This is a genomic window from Nocardioides rotundus (genome assembly GCF_019931675.1).
In the GTDB taxonomy this organism is placed as follows: domain Bacteria; phylum Actinomycetota; class Actinomycetes; order Propionibacteriales; family Nocardioidaceae; genus Nocardioides; species Nocardioides rotundus.
The window spans coordinates 1,057,813-1,078,453 of the sequence record NZ_CP082922.1; the positions used below are offsets into that span (position 1 = coordinate 1,057,813).

Annotated in this window: 30 protein-coding genes; 29 read left to right on the forward strand and 1 reads right to left on the reverse strand. The window is 70.2% G+C overall.

The features are described 5' to 3' along the window. The first annotated feature begins 3 nt into the window (after positions 1 to 3). The 25 genes from rplP (at position 4) to K8W59_RS05320 (ending at position 14,776) form a co-directional block, all read left to right on the forward strand. Complete coding sequence (gene rplP, locus K8W59_RS05200) at positions 4 to 423, forward strand: 50S ribosomal protein L16 (protein ID WP_223397740.1); 420 nt, start codon at positions 4 to 6, stop codon at positions 421 to 423. Then, positions 423 to 668: a 50S ribosomal protein L29 gene (rpmC, locus tag K8W59_RS05205; protein WP_223397743.1), complete on the forward strand. Its 246-nt coding sequence runs from the start codon at positions 423 to 425 to the stop codon at positions 666 to 668. The genes rplP and rpmC overlap by 1 nt, the downstream gene beginning before the upstream one ends. Further along, a complete protein-coding gene (gene rpsQ / locus K8W59_RS05210) occupies positions 665 to 949 on the forward strand; it encodes a 30S ribosomal protein S17 (protein WP_223397745.1) in 285 nt (94 codons plus the stop codon). Before rpmC ends, rpsQ begins: the two co-directional genes overlap by 4 nt. Positions 950 to 1,037: 88 nt before the next feature. Continuing rightward, positions 1,038 to 1,406 (forward strand): 50S ribosomal protein L14, encoded by a 369-nt coding sequence (gene rplN, locus K8W59_RS05215; RefSeq protein ID WP_223397746.1) that lies wholly within the window; start codon positions 1,038 to 1,040, stop codon positions 1,404 to 1,406. 16 nt (positions 1,407 to 1,422) lie between these two features. Continuing rightward, positions 1,423 to 1,770 (forward strand): 50S ribosomal protein L24, encoded by a 348-nt coding sequence (rplX, locus tag K8W59_RS05220; protein WP_223397747.1) that lies wholly within the window; start codon positions 1,423 to 1,425, stop codon positions 1,768 to 1,770. 1 nt (position 1,771) lies between these two features. After that, a complete protein-coding gene (gene rplE, locus K8W59_RS05225; protein ID WP_317846312.1) occupies positions 1,772 to 2,371 on the forward strand; it encodes a 50S ribosomal protein L5 in 600 nt (199 codons plus the stop codon). Between the two features lie 3 nt (positions 2,372 to 2,374). Continuing rightward, positions 2,375 to 2,560 (forward strand): type Z 30S ribosomal protein S14, encoded by a 186-nt coding sequence (locus K8W59_RS05230; protein ID WP_223397748.1) that lies wholly within the window; start codon positions 2,375 to 2,377, stop codon positions 2,558 to 2,560. 82 nt (positions 2,561 to 2,642) lie between these two features. Further along, a complete protein-coding gene (rpsH, locus tag K8W59_RS05235; RefSeq protein ID WP_223397749.1) occupies positions 2,643 to 3,062 on the forward strand; it encodes a 30S ribosomal protein S8 in 420 nt (139 codons plus the stop codon). A gap of 28 nt (positions 3,063 to 3,090) precedes the next feature. Then, positions 3,091 to 3,630 carry a 50S ribosomal protein L6 gene (rplF, locus tag K8W59_RS05240; protein WP_223397752.1) on the forward strand — a complete coding sequence of 180 codons (540 nt, stop codon included), beginning with the start codon at positions 3,091 to 3,093 and terminating at the stop codon, positions 3,628 to 3,630. 2 nt (positions 3,631 to 3,632) lie between these two features. Beyond that, entirely contained in the window at positions 3,633 to 4,013 is a 381-nt protein-coding gene (gene rplR, locus K8W59_RS05245) for a 50S ribosomal protein L18 (protein WP_223399738.1), read from the forward strand. A 37-nt stretch (positions 4,014 to 4,050) separates the two neighbouring features. Continuing rightward, positions 4,051 to 4,671, forward strand: a complete 621-nt coding sequence (rpsE, locus tag K8W59_RS05250; protein WP_223397753.1) for a 30S ribosomal protein S5 — start codon at positions 4,051 to 4,053, stop codon at positions 4,669 to 4,671. Next, the gene (gene rpmD / locus K8W59_RS05255) at positions 4,671 to 4,853 is read left to right on the forward strand and encodes a 50S ribosomal protein L30 (RefSeq protein ID WP_223397754.1); all 183 of its coding nucleotides are present in this window, start codon (positions 4,671 to 4,673) and stop codon (positions 4,851 to 4,853) included. The genes rpsE and rpmD overlap by 1 nt, the downstream gene beginning before the upstream one ends. Positions 4,854 to 4,855: 2 nt before the next feature. After that, the gene (gene rplO / locus K8W59_RS05260; protein WP_223399739.1) at positions 4,856 to 5,296 is read left to right on the forward strand and encodes a 50S ribosomal protein L15; all 441 of its coding nucleotides are present in this window, start codon (positions 4,856 to 4,858) and stop codon (positions 5,294 to 5,296) included. Positions 5,297 to 5,470: 174 nt separating this feature from the next. Next, entirely contained in the window at positions 5,471 to 6,775 is a 1,305-nt protein-coding gene (gene secY, locus K8W59_RS05265) for a preprotein translocase subunit SecY (protein ID WP_223397755.1), read from the forward strand. Continuing rightward, positions 6,772 to 7,347 carry an adenylate kinase gene (locus K8W59_RS05270; protein WP_223397756.1) on the forward strand — a complete coding sequence of 192 codons (576 nt, stop codon included), beginning with the start codon at positions 6,772 to 6,774 and terminating at the stop codon, positions 7,345 to 7,347. Before secY ends, K8W59_RS05270 begins: the two co-directional genes overlap by 4 nt. A gap of 6 nt (positions 7,348 to 7,353) precedes the next feature. Then, positions 7,354 to 8,169: a type I methionyl aminopeptidase gene (map, locus tag K8W59_RS05275; protein ID WP_223397758.1), complete on the forward strand. Its 816-nt coding sequence runs from the start codon at positions 7,354 to 7,356 to the stop codon at positions 8,167 to 8,169. 115 nt (positions 8,170 to 8,284) lie between these two features. Next, on the forward strand, positions 8,285 to 9,337 hold the full coding sequence (locus K8W59_RS05280) for a TerC family protein (RefSeq protein WP_223399740.1): 1,053 nt from the start codon (positions 8,285 to 8,287) through the stop codon (positions 9,335 to 9,337). 288 nt (positions 9,338 to 9,625) lie between these two features. Further along, positions 9,626 to 9,847: a translation initiation factor IF-1 gene (infA, locus tag K8W59_RS05285; RefSeq protein ID WP_136569982.1), complete on the forward strand. Its 222-nt coding sequence runs from the start codon at positions 9,626 to 9,628 to the stop codon at positions 9,845 to 9,847. A 46-nt stretch (positions 9,848 to 9,893) separates the two neighbouring features. After that, positions 9,894 to 10,007, forward strand: coding sequence for a 50S ribosomal protein L36 (rpmJ, locus tag K8W59_RS05290; RefSeq protein ID WP_028656369.1), 114 nt, complete (start codon positions 9,894 to 9,896; stop codon positions 10,005 to 10,007). Between the two features lie 193 nt (positions 10,008 to 10,200). Continuing rightward, positions 10,201 to 10,578, forward strand: coding sequence for a 30S ribosomal protein S13 (rpsM, locus tag K8W59_RS05295; RefSeq protein ID WP_223397761.1), 378 nt, complete (start codon positions 10,201 to 10,203; stop codon positions 10,576 to 10,578). 63 nt (positions 10,579 to 10,641) lie between these two features. Further along, entirely contained in the window at positions 10,642 to 11,049 is a 408-nt protein-coding gene (gene rpsK, locus K8W59_RS05300) for a 30S ribosomal protein S11 (protein ID WP_223397763.1), read from the forward strand. A 46-nt stretch (positions 11,050 to 11,095) separates the two neighbouring features. Beyond that, positions 11,096 to 11,704, forward strand: a complete 609-nt coding sequence (gene rpsD / locus K8W59_RS05305) for a 30S ribosomal protein S4 (RefSeq protein ID WP_223397766.1) — start codon at positions 11,096 to 11,098, stop codon at positions 11,702 to 11,704. A 140-nt stretch (positions 11,705 to 11,844) separates the two neighbouring features. Then, complete coding sequence (locus K8W59_RS05310; RefSeq protein WP_223397767.1) at positions 11,845 to 12,867, forward strand: DNA-directed RNA polymerase subunit alpha; 1,023 nt, start codon at positions 11,845 to 11,847, stop codon at positions 12,865 to 12,867. 77 nt (positions 12,868 to 12,944) lie between these two features. After that, complete coding sequence (gene rplQ / locus K8W59_RS05315) at positions 12,945 to 13,574, forward strand: 50S ribosomal protein L17 (protein ID WP_223397768.1); 630 nt, start codon at positions 12,945 to 12,947, stop codon at positions 13,572 to 13,574. A 191-nt stretch (positions 13,575 to 13,765) separates the two neighbouring features. Next, a complete protein-coding gene (locus K8W59_RS05320; RefSeq protein ID WP_223397769.1) occupies positions 13,766 to 14,776 on the forward strand; it encodes a PfkB family carbohydrate kinase in 1,011 nt (336 codons plus the stop codon). 9 nt (positions 14,777 to 14,785) lie between these two features. Here K8W59_RS05320 and K8W59_RS05325 read toward each other — a convergent pair whose 3' ends face one another. Further along, complete coding sequence (locus K8W59_RS05325; protein WP_223397770.1) at positions 14,786 to 16,447, reverse strand: FAD-dependent oxidoreductase; 1,662 nt, start codon at positions 16,445 to 16,447, stop codon at positions 14,786 to 14,788. Between the two features lie 70 nt (positions 16,448 to 16,517). Between K8W59_RS05325 and truA the strand changes: the two genes are divergently transcribed. The 4 genes from truA to K8W59_RS05345 all read left to right on the forward strand — a co-directional run bounded on the left by truA (position 16,518) and on the right by K8W59_RS05345 (position 20,630). Further along, complete coding sequence (gene truA / locus K8W59_RS05330; protein ID WP_223397772.1) at positions 16,518 to 17,357, forward strand: tRNA pseudouridine(38-40) synthase TruA; 840 nt, start codon at positions 16,518 to 16,520, stop codon at positions 17,355 to 17,357. Continuing rightward, entirely contained in the window at positions 17,354 to 17,950 is a 597-nt protein-coding gene (locus K8W59_RS05335; protein ID WP_223397774.1) for a class I SAM-dependent methyltransferase, read from the forward strand. The genes truA and K8W59_RS05335 overlap by 4 nt, the downstream gene beginning before the upstream one ends. A 53-nt stretch (positions 17,951 to 18,003) precedes the next feature. Further along, entirely contained in the window at positions 18,004 to 18,858 is an 855-nt protein-coding gene (locus tag K8W59_RS05340; RefSeq protein ID WP_223397777.1) for a hypothetical protein, read from the forward strand. Positions 18,859 to 18,989: 131 nt separating this feature from the next. Further along, positions 18,990 to 20,630, forward strand: coding sequence for an ABC-F family ATP-binding cassette domain-containing protein (locus K8W59_RS05345; RefSeq protein WP_223397780.1), 1,641 nt, complete (start codon positions 18,990 to 18,992; stop codon positions 20,628 to 20,630). The last annotated feature ends 11 nt before the right edge of the window (positions 20,631 to 20,641 follow it).

Below are 20,641 nucleotides of genomic sequence, written 5' to 3' on the forward strand. Positions count from 1 at the left end.
CCCATGCTGATGCCCCGACGGATCAAGCACCGCAAGCAGCACCACCCCAAGCGCCGCGGCGCGGCCAAGGGTGGCACCTCGCTGGCCTTCGGTGACTTCGGCATCCAGGCGGTCGAGGGCCACTACGTGACCAACCGCCAGATCGAGTCCGCGCGTATCGCCATGACCCGGCACATCAAGCGTGGCGGCAAGGTGTGGATCAACATCTACCCCGACCGCCCGCTGACCAAGAAGCCCGCCGAGACCCGCATGGGCTCCGGTAAGGGCTCGCCGGAGTGGTGGGTCGCCAACGTCAAGCCCGGCCGCATCATGTTCGAGCTGTCCGGTGTGTCCGAGGACGTGGCCCGCGAGGCCATGCGCCGTGCGATGCACAAGCTCCCCATGAAGTGCCGGTTCGTGTCCCGCGAGGGTGGTGAATTCTGATGGCCAGCAGCCAGACGAAGGCCTTCGAGCTCGACGAGCTCGCCCCGGCCGACCTGGAGACCCGTCTCCGGGAGGCCAAGGAGGAGCTGTTCAACCTCCGATTCCAGGCGGCCACCGGCCAGCTGGAGAGCCACGGCCGGCTCAAGACGGTCAAGAAGGACATCGCCCGGATCTACACCGTGGTGCGTGAGCGCGAGCTCGGCATCCGGACGGCGCCGGGCACCGAGGAGAAGGACGACGCATGAGCGAGCAGGCGACCCCGTCCGAGGCCCCCGAGCGCAAGAGCCGCAAGGTGCGCGAGGGCCTCGTGGTCAGCGACAAGATGGACAAGACCGTCGTGGTGGCCGTCGAGGACCGCGTCAAGCACGCGCTCTACGGCAAGGTCATGCGACAGACCTCCCGGCTCAAGGCGCACGACGAGGAGAACGACGCGAACGTGGGCGACCGGGTCCAGATCATGGAGACCCGTCCGCTCTCGGCCACCAAGCGGTGGCGCGTCGTGCAGATCCTCGAGCGCGCGAAGTAAGACCGAGCGCCGGCAGCAACCCATCCGTTCGGCCAGGCTCGCGGTCCGCTGAGGCGGCGAGAACCGGCACGACAACCAGGAGAAACAGATGATTCAGCAGGAGTCGCGACTCAAGGTCGCCGACAACACCGGTGCGAAGGAGATCCTCTGCATCCGTGTTCTCGGCGGTTCCGGTCGTCGCTACGCCGGTATCGGCGACATCATCGTCGCCACCGTCAAGGACGCGATCCCGGGCGGCAACGTCAAGAAGGGCGACGTGGTCAAGGCCGTCGTCGTCCGCACCGTCAAGGAGCGCCGTCGTCCCGACGGTTCCTACATCCGCTTCGACGAGAACGCGGCGGTCATCCTCAAGAACGACGGCGAGCCCCGAGGCACCCGCATCTTCGGCCCGGTGGGCCGCGAGCTGCGGGACAAGCGGTTCATGAGGATCATCTCGCTCGCGCCGGAGGTGCTCTGAAGAAATGGCCAAGGGCATGAAGATTCGCAAGGGCGACACCGTCAAGGTGATCGCCGGCAAGGACAAGGGCGCCGAGGGCAAGGTGATCGCGGTCCTTCGGGAGAAGGAGCGCGTCATCGTCGAGGGCGTCAACCGGATCAAGAAGCACACCCGTGCGGTGAACACCGGCGCCGAGGGCAACACCGGCGGCATCATCACCACCGAGGCCCCGATCCACGTGTCCAACGTGATGCTGGTCGAGGGCGGCGGCGTGACGCGGGTCGGCTTCAAGCGTGAAGAGGTGCTCAAGCGGCGCCCCGACGGTTCGGAGTACGCCGGCACTCGCGGCGTGCGCGTGAGCCGCAAGACCGGGAAGGAGATCTGAGGTGACCGAGACGCAGACCGAGGCCACCGAGGCCGCTGCGGCCACCGAGGAGAAGGTGACCCCGCGGCTGAAGACCCGCTACCGCGAGGAGATCCTCCCCGCGCTGCAGAGCGAGTTCGACATCCAGAACGTCATGCAGGTGCCGGGCCTGACCAAGATCGTGGTCAACATGGGCGTCGGCGAGGCCGCGCGTGACTCCAAGCTGATCGAGGGCGCCGTCCGCGACCTGACCGCGATCACCGGCCAGAAGCCGCTGGTCACCCGGGCCCGCAAGTCCATCGCGCAGTTCAAGCTGCGCGAGGGCATGCCGATCGGCGCGCACACCACCCTGCGCGGGGACCGGATGTGGGAGTTCCTGGACCGGCTGCTCAGCCTGGCCCTGCCCCGGATCCGGGACTTCCGCGGCCTCTCGCCGCGGCAGTTCGACGGGCGTGGCAACTACACCTTCGGCCTGACCGAGCAGGTCATGTTCCACGAGATCAACCAGGACCGGATCGACCGGTCGCGGGGCATGGACATCACGATCGTCACCACCGCCACCAACGACGACGAGGGCCGCTCGCTGCTCAAGCAGCTGGGCTTCCCGTTCAAGGAGAACTGACACATGGCGAAGACTGCCCTCAAGGTGAAGGCGGCGCGCAAGCCGAAGTTCAGCTCGCGCGGCTACACCCGGTGCCAGCGCTGCGGCCGTCCCAAGGCCGTCTACCGCAAGTTCGGCCTGTGCCGGATCTGCCTGCGCGAGATGGCTCACCGCGGCGAGCTGCCGGGCGTGACCAAGTCCAGCTGGTGAGTCGCTCACCCCACACTGACCGCTGAAGGTCCCACGAGCCCGGCTCGTGTGGAAACCGCAGAAGAGAGAGAACGCATCAACCATGACGATGACTGACCCGATCGCAGACATGCTGACCCGTCTGCGCAACGCCAACCAGGCGTACCACGACGACGTGTCGATGCCCTTCAGCAAGCTGAAGGCCGGCGTCGCCGAGATCCTCCAGCAGGAGGGGTACATCACCTCCTGGGAGGTCGCGGACAACACCACCGACGACGGCCAGCCTGCGGTGGGGAAGACCCTCACCATCACGCTGAAGTACGGCCGCAACCGGGAGCGCTCCATCGCGGGCGTGCGCCGGATCAGCAAGCCCGGTCTGCGGGTCTACGCCAAGCACACCGGGCTGCCCAAGGTGCTCGGCGGGCTCGGCGTCGCGATCATCTCGACCAGCCAGGGCCTGCTCACCGACCGCCAGGCCAACCAGAAGGGCGTGGGTGGGGAAGTCCTCGCCTACGTCTGGTGACAAGAAGTACTGCGAAGGAGAGAGAAGCATGTCGCGCATTGGCAAGCTGCCCATCGCGGTGCCGTCCGGCGTCATGGTGAGCATCGACAGCTCGGTGGTGACCGTCAAGGGTCCCAAGGGCGAGCTGTCGCACACCGTGGCCGCGCCGATCACCGTCGAGCAGGGCGAGGGCGAGCTGCAGGTCAACCGCCCCGACGACGAGCGCCGCAGCAAGGCGCTGCACGGCCTGACCCGCACCCTGATCAGCAACATGGTCACCGGCGTGACCGACGGCTACGAGAAGAAGCTCGAGATCGTCGGCGTCGGCTACCGCGTGCTGTCCAAGGGACCGACCCAGCTGGAGTTCCAGCTCGGGTACTCCCACCCCATCACGTTCAACGCTCCCGAGGGCATCACCTTCTCGGTCGAGGGCCCCACCAAGCTCGGGGTCCAGGGCATCGACAAGCAGCTGGTCGGCGAGACCGCCGCCAAGATCCGCAAGCTGCGCAAGCCCGAGCCGTACAAGGGCAAGGGTGTCCGCTACGCCGGGGAGCACATCCGCCGCAAGGTCGGAAAGGCTGGTAAGTGACGATGGCCATCACGCTCAAGCACAACAAGCACCTGGAGGGGCGCGCCAAGTCGCGGCAGCGCCGTCAGATCCGGGGCCGCAAGAAGATCAACGGCACCGCGGAGCGTCCGCGCCTGGTCGTCACCCGGTCCTCCAAGCACATCACCGTGCAGCTGGTGGACGACGTGGTCGGCAAGACCCTGGCGTCGGCGTCCTCGATGGAGGCCGACGTGCGCGGTGCGGGCGACAAGACCGCCCAGGCCAAGCGCGTCGGCACCCTGGTCGCCGAGCGGGCGAAGGCGGGCGGCATCGAGTCCGCGGTCTTCGACCGGGCCGGCAACAAGTACCACGGCCGCATCGCGGCCCTCGCCGACGCTGCCCGTGAGGGCGGCCTGACCTTCTGACGCCACGGCGCAGTTTTTCGGAAGAGGAGTAGAACTCATGAGCGGAGCCCAGCGCGGACAGCGCGGAGGCGAGCGCAACGACCGTCGGGGTCGCGACGACCGTCGCGGCGGTGCCGACAAGACCGCCTACGTCGAGCGGGTCGTCGCCATCAACCGCGTCGCCAAGGTCGTGAAGGGTGGTCGTCGCTTCAGCTTCACCGCCCTCGTGGTCGTCGGCGACGGTGACGGACTGGTCGGCGTCGGATACGGCAAGGCCAAGGAGGTGCCCGCGGCGATCGCCAAGGGCGTCGAGGAGGCCAAGAAGCACTTCTTCAAGGTTCCCCGCATCCAGGGCACCATCCCGCACCCGGTCCAGGGCGAGAAGGCGGCCGGCGTGGTCATGCTGCGCCCCGCCGCTCCCGGTACCGGTGTGATCGCGGGTGGCCCGGTGCGTGCGGTGCTGGAGTGCGCCGGCATCCACGACATCCTCAGCAAGTCCCTCGGCTCGTCCAACCAGATCAACATCGTGCACGCGACCGTCGAGGCGCTGCGGATGCTGGAGGAGCCCGAGGCCGTGGCCGCGCGCCGTGGCCTCCCGGTCGAGGACGTCGCCCCGGCGGCGCTGCTGAAGGCGCGCAACGAGGTGCCCGAGGGCGTCTCGGAGGAGGTGTCCTCCTGATGGCGCAGCTGAAGGTCCAGCAGAGGAAGTCCACGATCGGCTGCAAGCCGAACCAGCGAGAGACGATGCGGTCGCTCGGTCTGAAGAGGATCGGCGACACCGTCGTCAAGGAGGACCGCCCGGAGATCCGCGGCATGGTCCAGACCGTGCGCCACCTGGTCACGGTCGAGGAGGTTGAGTGACGATGACGCTGAAGCTGCATCACCTGAAGCCGGCTCCCGGCTCCAAGACCGCCAAGACCCGCGTGGGTCGCGGTGAGGGCTCCAAGGGCAAGACCGCCGGCCGCGGCACCAAGGGCACCAAGGCCCGCTACCAGGTGCCGGTGGGCTTCGAGGGCGGCCAGATGCCGATCCACATGCGGCTGCCGAAGCTGAAGGGCTTCAAGAACCCGTTCAAGGTCGAGTTCCAGGTCGTGAACCTGGACCGCCTGGGCGAGCTCTTCCCCGACGGCGGCACCGTGAGCGTGGAGGACCTGGTGACCAAGGGCGCGGTCCGCCGCAACCAGCCGGTCAAGGTCCTCGGCCAGGGCGAGATCAGCGTCGCGGTCCAGGTGACCGCGAACGCCTTCTCCGCCTCGGCCAAGGAGAAGATCGAGGCCGCCGGCGGCACCGTCACGGTGCTCTGAGGTCTTCGAGACGACCACCGACGAGGGGCGCGGGCGCCCGGCGGCAGGACCGCCGCGGCCCGCGCCCCTCGTCGTACTCCGACCACCGTCGGACCGCGGGGACCGCCTGTTAGGCTTCCCGCGGCCCTTCCCCGGGAGCGCGGGGACACCCACGTTCGCCAGAAAGAGGAACCAGTGCTAGGCGCCTTCGCCAACGCTTTCCGGACGCCGGACCTGCGGCGCAAGCTGCTGTTCGTGCTGTTCATCATCGTGGTGTTCCGGCTCGGCTCCCAGGTGCCCGCCCCCGGTGTGGACGTGGCGAACGTCCAGCAGTGCCTCAACGTGGCGGCCCAGGGCGAGAACGCGGGCCTCTACAGCCTGATCAACCTGTTCTCCGGCGGCGCGCTCCTGCAGCTGACCATCTTCGCGCTGGGGATCATGCCCTACATCACCGCGAGCATCATCCTGCAGCTGCTGGTGGTGGTGATCCCGCGCCTGGAGGCGCTGAAGAAGGAAGGCCAGGCCGGCCAGACCAAGATCACCCAGTACACCCGCTACCTCACCCTGGGGCTGGCGATCCTGCAGGCCTCCGGCATCGTCGCGCTGGCACGCTCCGGCACCCTCATCCAGGGCTGCAACGTCCCGCTGCTGCACGACGACGGCATCGGCACCTTCCTGATCATGGTGCTCACCATGACCGCGGGCACCGCGGTCATCATGTGGCTGGGCGAGCTGATCACCGACCGCGGCGTCGGCAACGGCATGTCCATCCTGATCTTCACCCAGGTGGTGGCGACCTTCCCCGGCTCCTTATGGCAGGTGCGCATCACCCAGGGCTGGGCCACCTTCTTCGTGGTGATCGCGATCGGCCTGGTCATCGTGGCGGCGGTCATCTTCATCGAGCAGGCCCAGCGCCGGATCCCCGTGCAGTACGCCCGCCGGATGGTCGGCCGCAAGATGTTCGGCGGCTCCTCGACCTACATCCCGCTGAAGGTGAACCAGGCCGGCATCATCCCGGTGATCTTCGCGTCCTCGCTGCTCTACCTGCCGGGCATGGCGGTACAGTTCAACCAGGGCAGCAAGAACCCGGTCATCCAGTTCTTCAACGACTACCTGGTCGACGGCTCGCACCCGCTCTACATGGCCGTCTTCTTCGCGTTGATCATCTTCTTCACCTACTTCTACGTCTCGATCACCTTCAACCCGGAGGAAGTCGCGGACAACATGAAGAAGTACGGCGGCTTCATCCCCGGGATCCGGGCGGGCAAGCCGACCGAGGGGTACCTCTCCTACGTCCTGTCCCGCATCACGCTGCCGGGCGCGCTCTACCTGGGCCTGATCTCGCTGATCCCGCTGATCGCGATCGTGCTGATCGGAGCCAACCAGAACTTCCCGTTCGGCGGCACCTCCATCCTGATCATGGTCGGCGTCGCGCTCGATACGGTGAAGCAGATCGAGAGCCAGCTGCAGCAGCGCAACTACGAAGGGTTCCTCCGATGAGGTTGCTGATCATGGGGCCTCCGGGCGCCGGCAAGGGCACCCAGGCCACCTATGTCGCCGAGCACTTCGGGGTGCCGGCCATCTCCACCGGCGACATCTTCCGCCGCAACGCGGCCGAGGGCACCGAGCTGGGCCGCGAGGCGCAGCGCTACATGGACGCGGGGGAGTACGTCCCCGACGAGGTCACCAACTCCATGGTGCGCAACCGGCTGGCCGAGGCGGACGCCGAGCGCGGGTTCCTGCTCGACGGCTACCCGCGCACCCTGGCGCAGGTCGAGGAGCTCGACGGGATGATCGCGGCCACGGGGCACCGGCTGGACGCCGTGGCCGTGCTCGTCGCCGAGATCGACGAGCTCGTGCAGCGGCTGCTGCAGCGCGCGCAGACCGAGGGCCGCGCCGACGACACCGAGGAGGTCATCCGGCGTCGTCAGGAGGTCTACGCCGAGCAGACCGCGCCGCTGATCGAGGTCTACCGCCAGCGCGACCTCCTGGTCGAGGTCGACGGGGTCGGCGAGGTGCACGAGGTCACCCAGCGGCTGTTCCTGGCCCTGGACCGGGTCTCCGAGAGCTGACCTGAGGTGTTCCGCGAGCGCGGCATCGAGATCAAGACGCCCGAGCAGCTCGACGGCATGCGCCGGGCCGGCCTGGTCGTCGGTCGCACGCTGGAGACCCTGCGCTCCGCCGTACGCCCCGGCATGACCACCGGCGACCTGGACGCCCTGGCCGAGGACACGATCCGCGGCGCGGGCGCGACGCCCTCGTTCAAGGGCTACCTCGGGTTCCCGGGGTCCATCTGCGCCTCGGTCAACGACGAGGTGGTGCACGGCATCCCCGGCGACCGGGTGCTGCAGGACGGCGACGTCGTCTCCATCGACTGCGGAGCGATCGTCGACGGCTGGCACGGGGACGCCGCCACCACCGTCGCGCTCGGCGCCGTGCCGGAGGACGTCACCCGGCTGATGGAGGCCACCGAGGAGGCCCTGTGGGCCGGGATCGCCGCCGGCGGGCTGGGGCGCCGGGTCGGCGACATCAGCCACGCGGTCGAGTCCTCGGTCCGGGCGGCGGGCGGCTACGGCATCCTGGAGGACTACGTCGGCCACGGCATCGGCTCGGCGATGCACCAGCCGCCGAACGTCCCCAACATCGGCCGGGCCGGCAAGGGGCCCAAGATCGTCCCCGGCCTGGCGCTGGCGATCGAGCCCATGGTGGTCCTCGGCGACCCGGCCACCGCCACCCTGGAGGACGACTGGACCGTCGTCACCCGCGACGGCCGCTGGGCCGCCCACTTCGAGCACTCCGTCACCTGGACCGAGGCCGGCCCGTGGGTGCTCACCGCCCTGGACGGAGGTCAGCAGCGGCTGGCCGCGATGGGCGCGGGGTACGGCGGCCGCTGAGGCCCACGGGTCGGGCCAGGATGGCGCCGACGTACGCTCCGTGCGAGGATCGACCCGCTACGGGCGCGGCGGCGCCCTGCACGACGCCTACGGAGGAATCCCCCACGTGAATGCGATCTTCGGCGACTCGGTCGCCTCTCCGACGGTCTGGATCATCACCCTGGTCCTGACCATCGGCATCCTGCTGGTCGACCTGCTGGTGATCGCCCGCCGGCCGCACGAGCCGTCGATGGGCGAGGCGGGCCGCCACCTGGCGTTCTTCGTCGGCAGCGCGGTGGTCTTCGGCGTCTGCCTGTGGCTCTTCGCCGAGCCGCACAAGCTCTCGCCCAGTCCGGGACCGGAGTTCTTCGCCGGCTGGCTGACCGAGTACTCACTCTCGATCGACAACCTGTTCATCTTCATCATCATCATGAACAGCTTCGCGGTGCCGCGGAAGCTGCAGCAGACCGCGCTGATGATCGGCATCATCATGGCGCTGATCATGCGCGGCATCTTCATCGTCATCGGCGCCGCCGCGATCAACCAGTTCGCCTGGATCTTCTACATCTTCGGCGCGTTCTTGATCTACACCGCCGTCAAGCTGGCCAAGGAGGGCGCCGAGGACGAGGACGAGTACGAGGAGAACCGGCTGGTCCGCTTCGCCGAGGCGCACCTGCCGGCGACCAAGGAATGGCACGGCACGGCGCTGTTCGTCCAGGAGAACGGCAAGCGGGTCATCACCCCGATGTTCCTGGTGATCCTCACCCTGGGCACCACCGACCTGCTGTTCGCCCTGGACTCGATCCCGGCGATCTACGGCCTGACCCGGGACCCCTACCTCGTCTTCACCGCGAACATCTTCGCGCTGATGGGCCTGCGCCAGCTCTACTTCCTCATCGGCGGCCTGCTGCAGCGCCTGATCTACCTCTCCTACGGTCTGGCGTTCCTGCTGTTCTTCATCGGCATCAAGCTGATCTTCCACGCCCTGCACGAGAACGAGGTGCCGTTCATCAACGGCGGCGAGCCGCTGGAGTACAGCTGGCTGGAGATCCCGATCTGGCTCTCGCTGACCGTCATCATCGGCACCCTCGCGGTCACCGCGGTGCTCTCGCTGATGGTCTCCAGCCGGCGCAGCGCCGCCGAGCAGGACGCGGCGACCGGCCCACGGCGCGACTGGGACGACGACTGACCCGGGCCCCGCGAGGGCGCGATTAGGGGTTCTGACCGCCCACCGCCTACACTGATATGTCGGTCCAACGTGGGCCTTCTGTCGCGCGCCCCGCGGCTGCCGCCAGGTCGTCCGGACGCTCCTTCGCGAGCGTGCTGACGTCCCGCGCGGTTTGGGGTGTCGGTGGGGGCTGCACGAGGTCCACCGGTCGGCCCGCGAGGGGAGGCCGGAGGTTCCCGGACCGGCCGGCAGCCTCGGCTGCCGGTACACGAAGACCAGTAGACACCGCCGAAGAAGATTGTGGAGGACATGCCGAAGAAAGAAGGCGTGATCGAGATCGAGGGCACCGTCGTGGAGGCCCTCCCCAACGCGATGTTCCGCGTGGAGCTCAGCAACGGGCACAAGGTTCTCGCCCACATCAGCGGCAAGATGCGCCAGCACTACATCCGGATCCTCCCCGAGGACCGCGTGGTGGTGGAGCTGTCCCCCTACGACCTCTCCCGAGGCCGGATCGTCTACCGGTACAAGTGACCGGCGTCCGCCGATCACTCGAGCCGCGCTAGAAAGAGACACCCGCATGAAGGTCAACCCGAGCGTCAAGCCGATCTGCGACAAGTGCAAGGTCATTCGTCGCCACGGCCGCGTGATGGTGATCTGCGACAACCCGCGCCACAAGCAGCGCCAGGGCTGAGCAGGACACCAGCGGAACACCCCACGCACAACTGAACACCACCACTTCGTGACGCCAGGTCGGCGTCCTCGCCAGAGGAGCCGGCTGCACCACCCCCGGAACAGTGGCCGGGGCCCGAGTCGCCGAGAGATCGCCGATCCCCGGGATGCGTCACGACCGACACCGCTGTGCAACTCGAAAGAGAGACCGCCACATGGCACGCCTCCTCGGAGTCGACCTCCCGCGCGACAAGCGCATCGAGGTCGCACTCACCTACATCTACGGCATCGGCCGTACCCGCGCCCAGCAGCTCCTCGAGAGCACGGGCGTCGACCCGAACACCCGGGTCCACCAGCTGGGGGATGACGAGCTGGTCAAGCTCCGCGACGCCGTCGAGTCTCAGGAGATCAAGGTCGAGGGTGACCTGCGCCGCGAGGTGCAGGCCGACATCCGTCGCAAGATCGAGATCGGCAGCTACCAGGGTCGCCGCCACCGTCAGGGCCTTCCGGTCCGCGGGCAGCGCACCAAGACCAACGCGCGCACCCGCAAGGGTCCCAAGCGCACCGTCGCCGGCAAGAAGAAGGCCAAGTAAGGGGCGCTAGCCCCCGGGTCTTCCCACGAGCTTTCCAGACCAGAACCCCAGGAGAACACTCACATGCCTCCCAAGAGCCGTCAGGCTGCGGCCAAGTCCAAGGTGCGCCGCAAGGAGAAGAAGAACGTCGCGCAGGGCGAGGCCCACATCAAGAGCACGTTCAACAACACGATCGTCACGATCACCGACCCCTCGGGTGGGGTGATCTCGTGGGCCTCCGCCGGCACCGTCGGCTTCAAGGGCTCGCGCAAGTCCACGCCGTACGCCGCGCAGATGGCCGCCGAGGCCGCCGGTCGTCGGGCGATGGAGCACGGGATGAAGAAGATCGACGTCTTCGTGAAGGGCCCGGGCTCGGGCCGCGAGACCGCGATCCGGTCCCTGGGTGCGATCGGCCTCGAGGTCGGCACCATCCAGGACGTCACCCCCACGCCCCACAACGGCGCCCGCCCGCCCAAGCGGCGCCGCGTCTGACCCCGCGCATCGCGCGTACGAAGCGAGAGACAGGAGCCTCCCACTCATGGCCCGTTACACCGGCCCCATCACCAAGAAGTCGCGCCGCCTCGGCGTCGACCTGATCGGCGGCGACGCCGCGTTCGAGCGTCGTCCCTACCCCCCGGGCCAGCACGGCCGCGCCCGGATCAAGGAGAGCGAGTACCGCTCTCAGCTGCAGGAGAAGCAGAAGGCGCGCTACACCTACGGCGTCCTGGAGAAGCAGTTCCACCGCTACTACGTCGAGGCCTCGCGTCGGCAGGGCAAGACGGGTGACAACCTGCTGCAGCTGCTCGAGTGCCGCCTGGACAACGTGGTCTACCGCGCCGGGTTCGCCCGGACCCGGCGCCACGCCCGCCAGCTGGTGACCCACGGCCACTTCCTGGTCAACGGCAAGAAGGTCGACATCCCCTCCTTCCAGGTCACCGAGCACGACATCATCGACGTGCGGGAGAAGTCGCTGGAGATGACCCCGTTCGTCGTCGCCCGCGAGACCCACGGCGAGCGGGTCGTCCCGGCGTGGCTGGAGGCCATCCCGTCGCGGATGCGGATCCTGGTCCACTCCGTCCCGGTGCGTGCTCAGATCGAGACCCCGGTCCAGGAGCAGTTGATCGTCGAGTTCTACTCCAAGAAGTAACCCCCACCGAGGGGGCCTCGCGCCCCCTCGGATCCCCCCTCGTGGCCACGGGGCCCCGTGGCCGCGTCGGGGCAGCAGCCGCCCACACAGATCAGTTCGGATCCTTCAAATAGCGGTCGGGTCCGGAAAGGAAAACACCAGTGCTGATCGCACAGCGTCCCACTCTGTCGGAAGAGACCGTCGACGAGTTCCGGTCGCGGTTCGTCATCGAGCCGCTCGAGCCCGGCTTCGGCTACACGCTCGGCAACTCCCTGCGCCGTACCCTCCTCTCGTCCATCCCCGGTGCCTCCGTCACCAGCATCAAGATCGACTCGGTCCTGCACGAGTTCTCGACCATCGAGGGCGTCAAGGAGGACGTCACCGAGCTGATCCTCAACCTCAAGGGCCTGGTCGTCTCCTCCGAGCACGACGAGCCCGTGACGATGTACCTGCGCAAGTCCGGCGCCGGTGACGTCACCGCCGCCGACATCGCCCCGCCGGCCGGCGTCGAGGTGCACAACCCCGACCTGAAGATCGCCACCCTGTCCGACAAGGGCAAGCTGGAGATGGAGCTGGTCGTCGAGCGCGGCCGCGGCTACGTCTCCGCGGTCCAGAACAAGGGTGCCGACAACGAGATCGGCCGGATGCCGGTCGACTCGATCTACAGCCCCGTGCTGAAGGTGACCTACAAGGTCGAGGCCACCCGAGTCGAGCAGCGCACCGACTTCGACAAGCTGATCATCGACGTCGAGACCAAGCCGTCGATCCGTCCCCGCGACGCGATCGCCTCGGCCGGCAAGACGCTGGTGGAGCTCTTCGGCCTGGCCCGTGAGCTCAACGTCGAGGCCGAGGGCATCGACATCGGCCCGTCGCCGGTCGACGAGCAGCTGGCTGCCGACCTGGCCCTGCCGGTCGAGGACCTGCAGCTGACCGTCCGGTCCTACAACTGCCTCAAGCGTGAGGGCATCCACACCGTGGGTGAGCTCATCAGCCGCTCGGAGCAGGACCTGCTGGACATCCGCAACTTCGGCGCCAAGTCGATCGACGAGGTCAAGGCCAAGCTGGTCGAGATGGGCCTCTCGCTCAAGGACAGCGCCCCCGGCTTCGACCCGCACGCCGCGCTCGCGGCCTACGGCGAGGACGAGGGCGACGACTCGGCGTACGTCGAGGACGAGCAGTACTGAACCGCGCATCCACCGCAAACCGACCCGTCCGGGTCGTCTACCCGGGTACCTGACACGGCCCGAGAGAGAAGTCGACAATGCCCACTCCCAAGAAGGGTCCCCGCCACGGCGGCAGCCCGGCCCACCAGCGCCTGATGATGGCGAACCTGGCGACCGCGCTCTTCGAGCACGGCCGGATCACCACCACCGAGTCCCGGGCGCGCACCCTGCGCCCGATCGCGGAGAAGCTGATCACCAAGGCCAAGAAGGGTGACCTGCACAACCGGCGCGAGGTACTCAAGACCGTCCGCGACAAGTCGGTCGTGCACGTGCTGTTCACCGAGATCGGCCCGTCCTTCGCGGACCGTCCCGGCGGCTACACCCGGATCACCAAGATCGGTCCCCGCAAGGGCGACAACGCGCCGATGGCCGTGATCGAGCTGGTGACCGAGGCCTACGAGCCGAAGGCCCCCTCCTCGAAGGGCTCCACCACCACCGCCGCGGCTCCCGCGGCTGCGGAGGCCGAGACCACCGAGGCCGAGGAGACCCCGGCCGCCGAGGCTCCCGCCGAGGAGACCGAGACGGTCGAGGCTCCCGCCGAGGAGACCGAGGCGGCTGAGGAGGCTCCCGCCGAGGAGACCGCCGAGCCCGCGTCCGACGAGGCCGCGGCGGAGGAGTCCGCTGACTCCGCCGAGTCCGCCGAGTCCACGGAGGACGAGAGCAAGTGACCCGCCGCCGCTGAGTGCGGCGTACCGGTCGACGAACGGCGCCGATCCCCACGGGGGTCGGCGCCGTTCTGCTGTTCGTACCCCCTTGCTCGGCGTACCCCCGCTCGTCGTACCCCTGCTCGTCGTACCGAACAGTAGGCACCTTTCCCGCGCGAGAATGATGCCGACTGTTCGGTAGAAGCGGCGCAGGGGTGCGTACTGTTCGGTACGACGCGCACGACGCGCACGACGCGCACGACGCGCACGACGCGCACGACGAGCCGGGCGGGAGGGGAGGCGGGACCATGACCGAGACCACCGATGTTGCGCTGGTGCTGGGGGAGTCGCTGGTCGACGTCGTACGCCGCGGCCCGGAGACCCGCTCGCACCCGGGCGGGAGCGCGGCCAACGTGGCGGTGGCGCTGGCCCGGCTGGACAGGCCGACCTGGTTCGCGACGGCGTTCGCCGACGACGAGGACGGCCGGTTGGTCGCCGACCACCTGAGCGCGTCCGGCGTCCGGCTCGCCACCGACCCGGGGGCGATCGAGCGGACCTCGCGGGCGGTCGCGACGGTGTGCGAGGGCGGGGGCGCGACGTACGACTTCGACCTGGAGTGGCGCCTGCACGAGCTCGCGCTCCCCGACAGTGCCCGGGTGCTGGTCGCGCACGCCGGCAGCATCGGCGCCGCGCTGGCGCCGGGGGCGGAGCAGGTCTACGGCCACCTCGCGCTGGCACGGTCCACCGCGACCATCAGCTTCGACGTCAACGCCCGCACGAGCATCACCGGCACCGGCCCCGAGGTGACCGCGCAGGCCGAGCAGATGGTGGGGGTCTCCGACGTGGTGAAGGCCTCCGACGAGGACATCGCCGAGCTCTGGCCGGGCCGTACCCTCGAACAGGCGGCGCGCGACCTGCTCGCCCTCGGCCCTCAGGTCGTGGTCGTCACCCGCGGTGGCGACGGGGCGCTGTGGTGGAGCGCCGACGCGTCGGGCGAGGTCGCACCGGTACGCACCCGGGTCGCGGACACGATCGGCGCTGGCGACACCTTCAGCGCCGGGATGCTGGATGCGCTGTGGGAGCGCGGCCTGCTCGGCGCCGAGCGTCGTACGGCGCTGTCCACGGCACCCTGGGACGAGATCCTCGCCTGGGCCGCTCGGGCCGCGGCCGTCACCGTCTCCCGCCCGGGCGCCGACCCGCCACGCCGGGCCGAGCTCAGCGCCTGACCCGAAGGATCAGCCCAGCCACTCATGCACCAGCGACACCACGCTGGAGCCCTCGCCGGCGGCGGAGGCGACCCGCTTCATCGACCCGGAGCGGATGTCGCCCGCGGCGAAGATGCCGGGCACGGTGGTCGCCTGGTCCGCCGGCGGGATGCCGTCGACCCAGTGGTCCTGGGGTACGTCGCGCCCGGTGAGCACGAACCCGCGCTCGTCCCGGGCGACGTCGGCGGGCAGCCACTCGCAGTGCGGCTCGGCCCCGATCAGCAGGAACAGCCCCCGGACGTCGCGCCGATGCCGCTCGCCGTCGTCGACGTTCTCCAGCTCCACCCACTCCAGCCGGCCCTCGCCGCCCCCGTCGACGACCCGCGACGAGGGGAGCACCTCGACGCGGGGGTTGAAGCGCAGCTCGTTGATCAGGTACGACGACATCGTCGACTCCAGGCCCGCGCGCCGGACCACCAGCGTGACGGACCGGGCGAAGCGGGAGAGGTGCATCGCGGCCTGGCCGGCGCTGTTGCCGCCGCCGACCACGATCACGTCGGCGCCCTCCATCTCCCGGGAGGCCGCCATCGCGGCGCCGTAGTTCACCCCGTTGCCGACCAGGTCCTCCAGCGACTCCACCCCGAGGCGGCGATAGTCGACGCCCGTGCTGACCACCACCGCGCGTGCCCGGACGTCGCCGCCCTCGGTGCACACCGTGTGCGGCTCGCCGTCGCGGCCGGGCTCCACCCGGACCACCGGCCAGCCGGTGAAGAAGCGGGCACCGAAGCGGATCGCCTGGGTCCGCGCGCGCTGGGTCAGCCGCATCCCGGAGATCCCGCGGGGGAAGCCGAGGTAGTTGCGGATCATCGAGCTGGTGCCGGCCTGGCCGCCGATCGCCTCGCTCTCGATGGCGACGGTCGTCAGCCCCTCGGAGGCGCCGTACACCGCCGCAGCGAGCCCGGCCGGCCCGGCGCCGATGATGGCCAGGTCGACCACCTGGTCCACCTCGATGTCGTCGGGGCGGCCGTAGAACGCCGCCGCGACCTCGCGGACGCTGGAGGGATGCACGGGCTCGCCCTGGCCGAACGCCTCGACGAGGGGCCAGGCGCCAGGCTCGCCCCGGTAGCGCGCCAGGACCTCCCGGCCGACCTCGCTGTCCGGGCCGTAGATGCGACACGGCATGCCGACGCGGTCGGCGTACTCCTTGATCTGCAGCGCCAGCCCGGTCCGCTCCGGCGCGACGATCCGCATGCTGTCGACCTCGGGGGTGGCGACGGTGGCGTTCCAGTCGTTGAGCAGGTCGATGATCGCGGAGTGGAACTCCTCGTCCCGCCGGCCGCGGGGGAGCAGCAGGAACGCGTCGAACTTGCCGGTCGCCTGGCCGTGCCGGAAGGCCTCGGCGTCCGCGCGGAACCGCTCCCACGGGGAGACGACGACCCGGCGGGCGCTGGGGACGAAGGTGCGCATCTTCTGGATCAGGTGGTAGAGGTCGGCGTCGGGCAGCGCCGACTCGACCACGAACATCGCCACCGGCGCGCCGCACCCCTGGAGCTCCTTGCCGATCTCGAAGGACTCCTGCGCCGAGCGCGCGACGCGGACGTTGTAGTCCCCGGCGTAGCGGGAGAACTGCGAGGTCAGCGTGTCCGCGTGGTCGGCGGAGATCAGGATGATCGCGGGGTCCGGTGAGGGCATGGCGCCATGATCCCCCGCGCGTCAACCGGCAGCTGAGCGTCTCACCCCCGGGCGTGCGTAGGATCGCCGGGTGCGCATCCGGCTCGACCTGTCCTACGACGGGACGCACTTCCACGGCTGGGCCACCCAGCCGGGGCTGCGGACCGTGCAGGGCACCGTGGAGGCCGCGCTGGCGACCGCGCTGCGGGTGCCGGAGGTCGCGCTGACCGTCGCGGGCCGCACCGACACCGGGGTCCACGCCCGCGGCCAGGTCGTGCATCTCGACGTGGACCCTGGGGTGGTGACCGCGTCGGCGGGGCGGTCGACCGACCCGCCGCTGGAGGCATTGGTACGGCGCCTCGGCGGGCTCCTGCCCGAGGACGTGCGGGTGCACCGCGCGGTCGAGGCGCCCGAGGGCTTCGACGCTCGCTTCGGTGCGCTGTGGCGCCGCTACGCCTACCGGATCGCCGACGACCCCGCGGCCGTGGACCCGCTGGAGCGCGGGCACGTGCTGGCCTGGCGCCGGCCGCTGGACGTCGCGGCCATGGACGCCGCCGCGCGGAGCCTCACCGGAGAGCACGACTTCGCCTCGTTCTGCAAGCGCCGCGAGGGTGCGACGACCGTGCGGACGCTGCTGGACTTCGGCTGGGAGCGCCGCGACGGGCTCGTGGTGGCGACCGTGCGGGCCGACGCGTTCTGCCACTCCATGGTGCGCTCGCTGGTGGGCTGCTCGATCGCCGTGGGGGAGGGGCGGCGCCCGGTCGCCTGGGCCGCTGAGGTGCTCGCGGCCGCTCGTCGCGACCCCGCGGTGGTCGTCGTCCCTCCCCACGGGCTGGTGCTGGAGGAGGTCCGCTACCCGCCCGACGGGGCGCTGGCGGCCCAGGCCGAGCGGGCCCGCGTGGTCCGCACCCTGCCGGAGGAGGAGACGTGAGCGACCACTACTTCAGCGCGGGCTCCGAGGAGCCCTTCGACCGGGAGCCCTTCACCGCGGAGGTCTGGGGGCACGAGCTGCCGCTGGCCAGCGGGCCGGGCGTCTTCAGCCGCGGGCACCTCGACCACGCCACCGCCGTGCTCTTCCGAGAGACCGAGTCCCCGGTGCAGGGCCGGTTCCTGGACCTGGGGTGCGGGTACGGCGTGATCGGGCTGGCCATCGCGGCCGCCGTACCCCTCTCCTCGGTGATCGGCGTCGACGTCAACGACCGGGCGATCCTGCTCGCGAACGAGAACGCGAAGGCCCTCGGGCTGTCGGGCAAGTTCATCGCCTGCCGCGCCGAGCAGGTTCCCAGCGACCAGGTCTTCGACGAGATCTGGACCAACCCGCCGATCCGGATCGGCAAGGAGGCGCTGCACGAGCTGCTGCTCACCTGGCTGCCGCGGCTCGCCCCGGAGGGGCGGATGGTCAGCGTGGTCGGCAAGAACCTGGGCGCGGACTCGCTGCAGCGGTGGCTGGGGGAGCAGGGGTACCCCACCACCCGGCTCGCCTCGGCCAAGGGCTTCCGGGTGCTGGAGACGCGCCGCGCCTGAGCGCCTGTGGATGAGCCCAGCGGGAGCGCTTCGATCCCGGCAGCATGTCGGGCATGGAGGCAGTGGCGGCGCTGGAGCGGCTCGGGGGCGCCGCCGCCACGGGTCCGCTGCTCGAGCTGGTGACGCGGCGGCGGCTGGATGCCGCTGTCCGGAGCGGTGACATCCGGCGGGCTCGGCGCGGCTACTACCTCCTGACCGAGCCGGAGGAGCGCTCCCGTGGCGACGCCGTACGGGTGGGCGGGACCGTGTCGCATCTCAGCGCGGCGGTGCTGCACGGGTGGGCGGTGAAGTGGCCGACGGAGCGCACCTGGCTGACCGTGCCGCGGGGGCACACGGTGGCAGCCTCCGGCCTGCACCTCGCCTGGTCCGACCTGCCGCCCGAGCAGGTGGTCGACGGGCGCACGGCTCCGCTGCGCACGGTCCTGGACTGCGCCCGCCGACTCCCCTTCGACGAGGCGCTCGCCGTCGCGGACTCGGCGCTCCGGGCCGACGCGGTCGGACGCGTAGAGCTGGCGGAGGCGGCTGCGGCACTGCGAGGCCCCGGCTCCCGTCAGGTGCGCCGGGTCGCCCTGGCCGCCGACGGTCGCGCGGCCAACCCCTTCGAGTCGGTGCTGCGGGCGCTGGCCCTGGAGGCCGCGATCGAGGTGGAGCCTCAGGGGGAGGTGAAGGTGCCCGGCTGGACCTTCCACCCCGACCTGGTCGACCGAGACGGGCGTCGCGTCTTTGAGGCGGACTCCTTCACCTTCCACACCTCCCGCGAGGCCCACGCTCGCGACTGCGTCCGCTACAACGCGCTGACCCTCGCGGGGTGGCGGGTCTTCCGCTTCACCTGGGAGCAGGTGATGCTCTCGCCGGCCTACGTCCGCAGCGTGCTCGCGGCCCTGGCGGCCGAGCCCGCCGCGGCGTGAGCAACTCCACCAATGGCGGCCCTTGACCGCCGTACTCCTGCTGGAACGGGATGGGAGAGCGCCCATTGGTGGAGTTGCTCGCGCGGAAACCCGGATGCGGGCGAGGGCGGCGGCGGGGAGAATGCTCGCCCGTGGGTCATGTGGATGTTGCCGGGGTGCGGTTCGACCTGCCCGACGGGCGGGTGCTGCTCGACGAGGTGTCGTTCCGGGTCGGCGACGGCGCCAAGGTGGCGCTGGTCGGGGCCAACGGGGCGGGCAAGACGACGCTGCTGCGGATCGTCACCGGCGACCTGGCCCCGCACGCCGGCGCGGTCACCCGCAGCGGCGGGCTCGGGGTGATGCGGCAGTTCGTCGGGCACGGCGCGCCGGGGGAGACCGTGCACGACCTGCTGCTCTCGGTCGCCCCGCCGCGGGTACGACGCGCCGCGGCCGAGGTGGACCGGGTCGAGCTGCTGCTGATGGACACCGACGACGAGGCGACCCAGATGTCCTACGCGACCGCGCTGGCGGAGTACGCCGACGCCGGGGGCTACGACTTCGAGGTCACGTGGGACGTGTGCACCACCGCGGCGATGGGGGTGCCCTTCGACCGGGCGCGGCACCGCTCGCTGGACACGCTCAGCGGCGGGGAGCAGAAGCGGCTGGTGCTGGAGTACCTCCTCGCCGGGCCGGACGAGGTGCTGCTGCTCGACGAGCCGGACAACTACCTCGATGTGCCGGGCAAGATGTGGCTGGAGCGCCGGATCCGCGAGTCGGCCAAGACCATCCTGTTCATCTCCCACGACCGCGAGCTGCTCAACAACACCGCCACCCGGATCGTCACGGTCGAGCTGGGCGGCGCGGGCAACCGGGTGTGGACGCATCCCGGCGGGTTCGCGTCGTACCACGAGGCGAGGCGCGACCGGTTCGCCCGCTTCGAGGAGCTGCGCCGCCGCTGGGACGAGGAGCACGCGAAGCTGCGCGCCCAGATGCTGATGTACAAGCAGAAGGCGGCCTACAACTCCGACATGGCCAGCCGCTACCGGGCGGCGCAGACCCGGCTGCGGCGGTTCGAGGACGCCGGCCCGCCGACCGAGCAGCCGCGCGAGCAGCAGGTCTCGATGCGGCTGCGCGGCGGCCGCACCGGCAAGCGCGCGGTGATCTGCGAGGGGCTGGAGCTGACCGGGCTGATGCGGTCCTTCCACCTCGAGGTCTGGTACGGCGAGCGCGTGGCGATCCTCGGCTCGAACGGCTCCGGGAAGAGCCACTTCCTGCGGCTGTTGGCCGGGGACGAGGCGGGCCCGGTGGAGCACACCGGGGTGGCGCGGCTGGGTGCGCGCGTGCGGCCGGGCTGGTTCGTGCAGACCCACGACCATCCCGAGCTGGTGGGGCGCACCCTGCTGGAGATCCTGCACCGCGGGGACGAGCACCGCGACGGGATGGGCCGGGAGCAGGCGAGCCGGGTGCTGGACCGATACGAGCTCGCGGTCGCGGGGGAGCAGCGGTTCGAGAACCTCTCCGGCGGCCAGCAGGCGCGCTTCCAGATCCTGTTGCTGGAGCTCTCCGGCGCGACCCTGCTCCTGCTGGACGAGCCGACCGACAACCTGGACGTGCAGTCCGCGGAGGCGCTCGAGGCCGGGCTCGAGGCGTTCGAGGGGACCGTGCTCGCGGTGACCCACGACCGCTGGTTCGCCCGGGACTTCGACCGGTTCCTGGTCTTCGGCGCCGACGGCGGGGTCTATGAGTCCGACGTACCGGTCTGGGACGAGGGGCGCGTCCAGCGAGCCCGGTGAGGCCCTTGTCG

Coding starts and splice junctions, on each gene's coding strand:
- rplP (WP_223397740.1), top strand. CDS start 4: ATGCTGATGCCCCGACGGATCAAGCACCGCAAGCAGCACCACCCCAAG.
- rpmC (WP_223397743.1), top strand. CDS start 423: ATGGCCAGCAGCCAGACGAAGGCCTTCGAGCTCGACGAGCTCGCCCCG.
- rpsQ (WP_223397745.1), top strand. CDS start 665: ATGAGCGAGCAGGCGACCCCGTCCGAGGCCCCCGAGCGCAAGAGCCGC.
- rplN (WP_223397746.1), top strand. CDS start 1,038: ATGATTCAGCAGGAGTCGCGACTCAAGGTCGCCGACAACACCGGTGCG.
- rplX (WP_223397747.1), top strand. CDS start 1,423: ATGAAGATTCGCAAGGGCGACACCGTCAAGGTGATCGCCGGCAAGGAC.
- K8W59_RS05230 (WP_223397748.1), top strand. CDS start 2,375: ATGGCGAAGACTGCCCTCAAGGTGAAGGCGGCGCGCAAGCCGAAGTTC.
- rpsH (WP_223397749.1), top strand. CDS start 2,643: ATGACGATGACTGACCCGATCGCAGACATGCTGACCCGTCTGCGCAAC.
- rplF (WP_223397752.1), top strand. CDS start 3,091: ATGTCGCGCATTGGCAAGCTGCCCATCGCGGTGCCGTCCGGCGTCATG.
- rplR (WP_223399738.1), top strand. CDS start 3,633: ATGGCCATCACGCTCAAGCACAACAAGCACCTGGAGGGGCGCGCCAAG.
- rpsE (WP_223397753.1), top strand. CDS start 4,051: ATGAGCGGAGCCCAGCGCGGACAGCGCGGAGGCGAGCGCAACGACCGT.
- rpmD (WP_223397754.1), top strand. CDS start 4,671: ATGGCGCAGCTGAAGGTCCAGCAGAGGAAGTCCACGATCGGCTGCAAG.
- rplO (WP_223399739.1), top strand. CDS start 4,856: ATGACGCTGAAGCTGCATCACCTGAAGCCGGCTCCCGGCTCCAAGACC.
- K8W59_RS05270 (WP_223397756.1), top strand. CDS start 6,772: ATGAGGTTGCTGATCATGGGGCCTCCGGGCGCCGGCAAGGGCACCCAG.
- infA (WP_136569982.1), top strand. CDS start 9,626: ATGCCGAAGAAAGAAGGCGTGATCGAGATCGAGGGCACCGTCGTGGAG.
- rpmJ (WP_028656369.1), top strand. CDS start 9,894: ATGAAGGTCAACCCGAGCGTCAAGCCGATCTGCGACAAGTGCAAGGTC.
- rpsM (WP_223397761.1), top strand. CDS start 10,201: ATGGCACGCCTCCTCGGAGTCGACCTCCCGCGCGACAAGCGCATCGAG.
- rpsK (WP_223397763.1), top strand. CDS start 10,642: ATGCCTCCCAAGAGCCGTCAGGCTGCGGCCAAGTCCAAGGTGCGCCGC.
- rpsD (WP_223397766.1), top strand. CDS start 11,096: ATGGCCCGTTACACCGGCCCCATCACCAAGAAGTCGCGCCGCCTCGGC.
- rplQ (WP_223397768.1), top strand. CDS start 12,945: ATGCCCACTCCCAAGAAGGGTCCCCGCCACGGCGGCAGCCCGGCCCAC.
- K8W59_RS05325 (WP_223397770.1), bottom strand. CDS start 16,447: ATGCCCTCACCGGACCCCGCGATCATCCTGATCTCCGCCGACCACGCG.
- K8W59_RS05340 (WP_223397777.1), top strand. CDS start 18,004: ATGGAGGCAGTGGCGGCGCTGGAGCGGCTCGGGGGCGCCGCCGCCACG.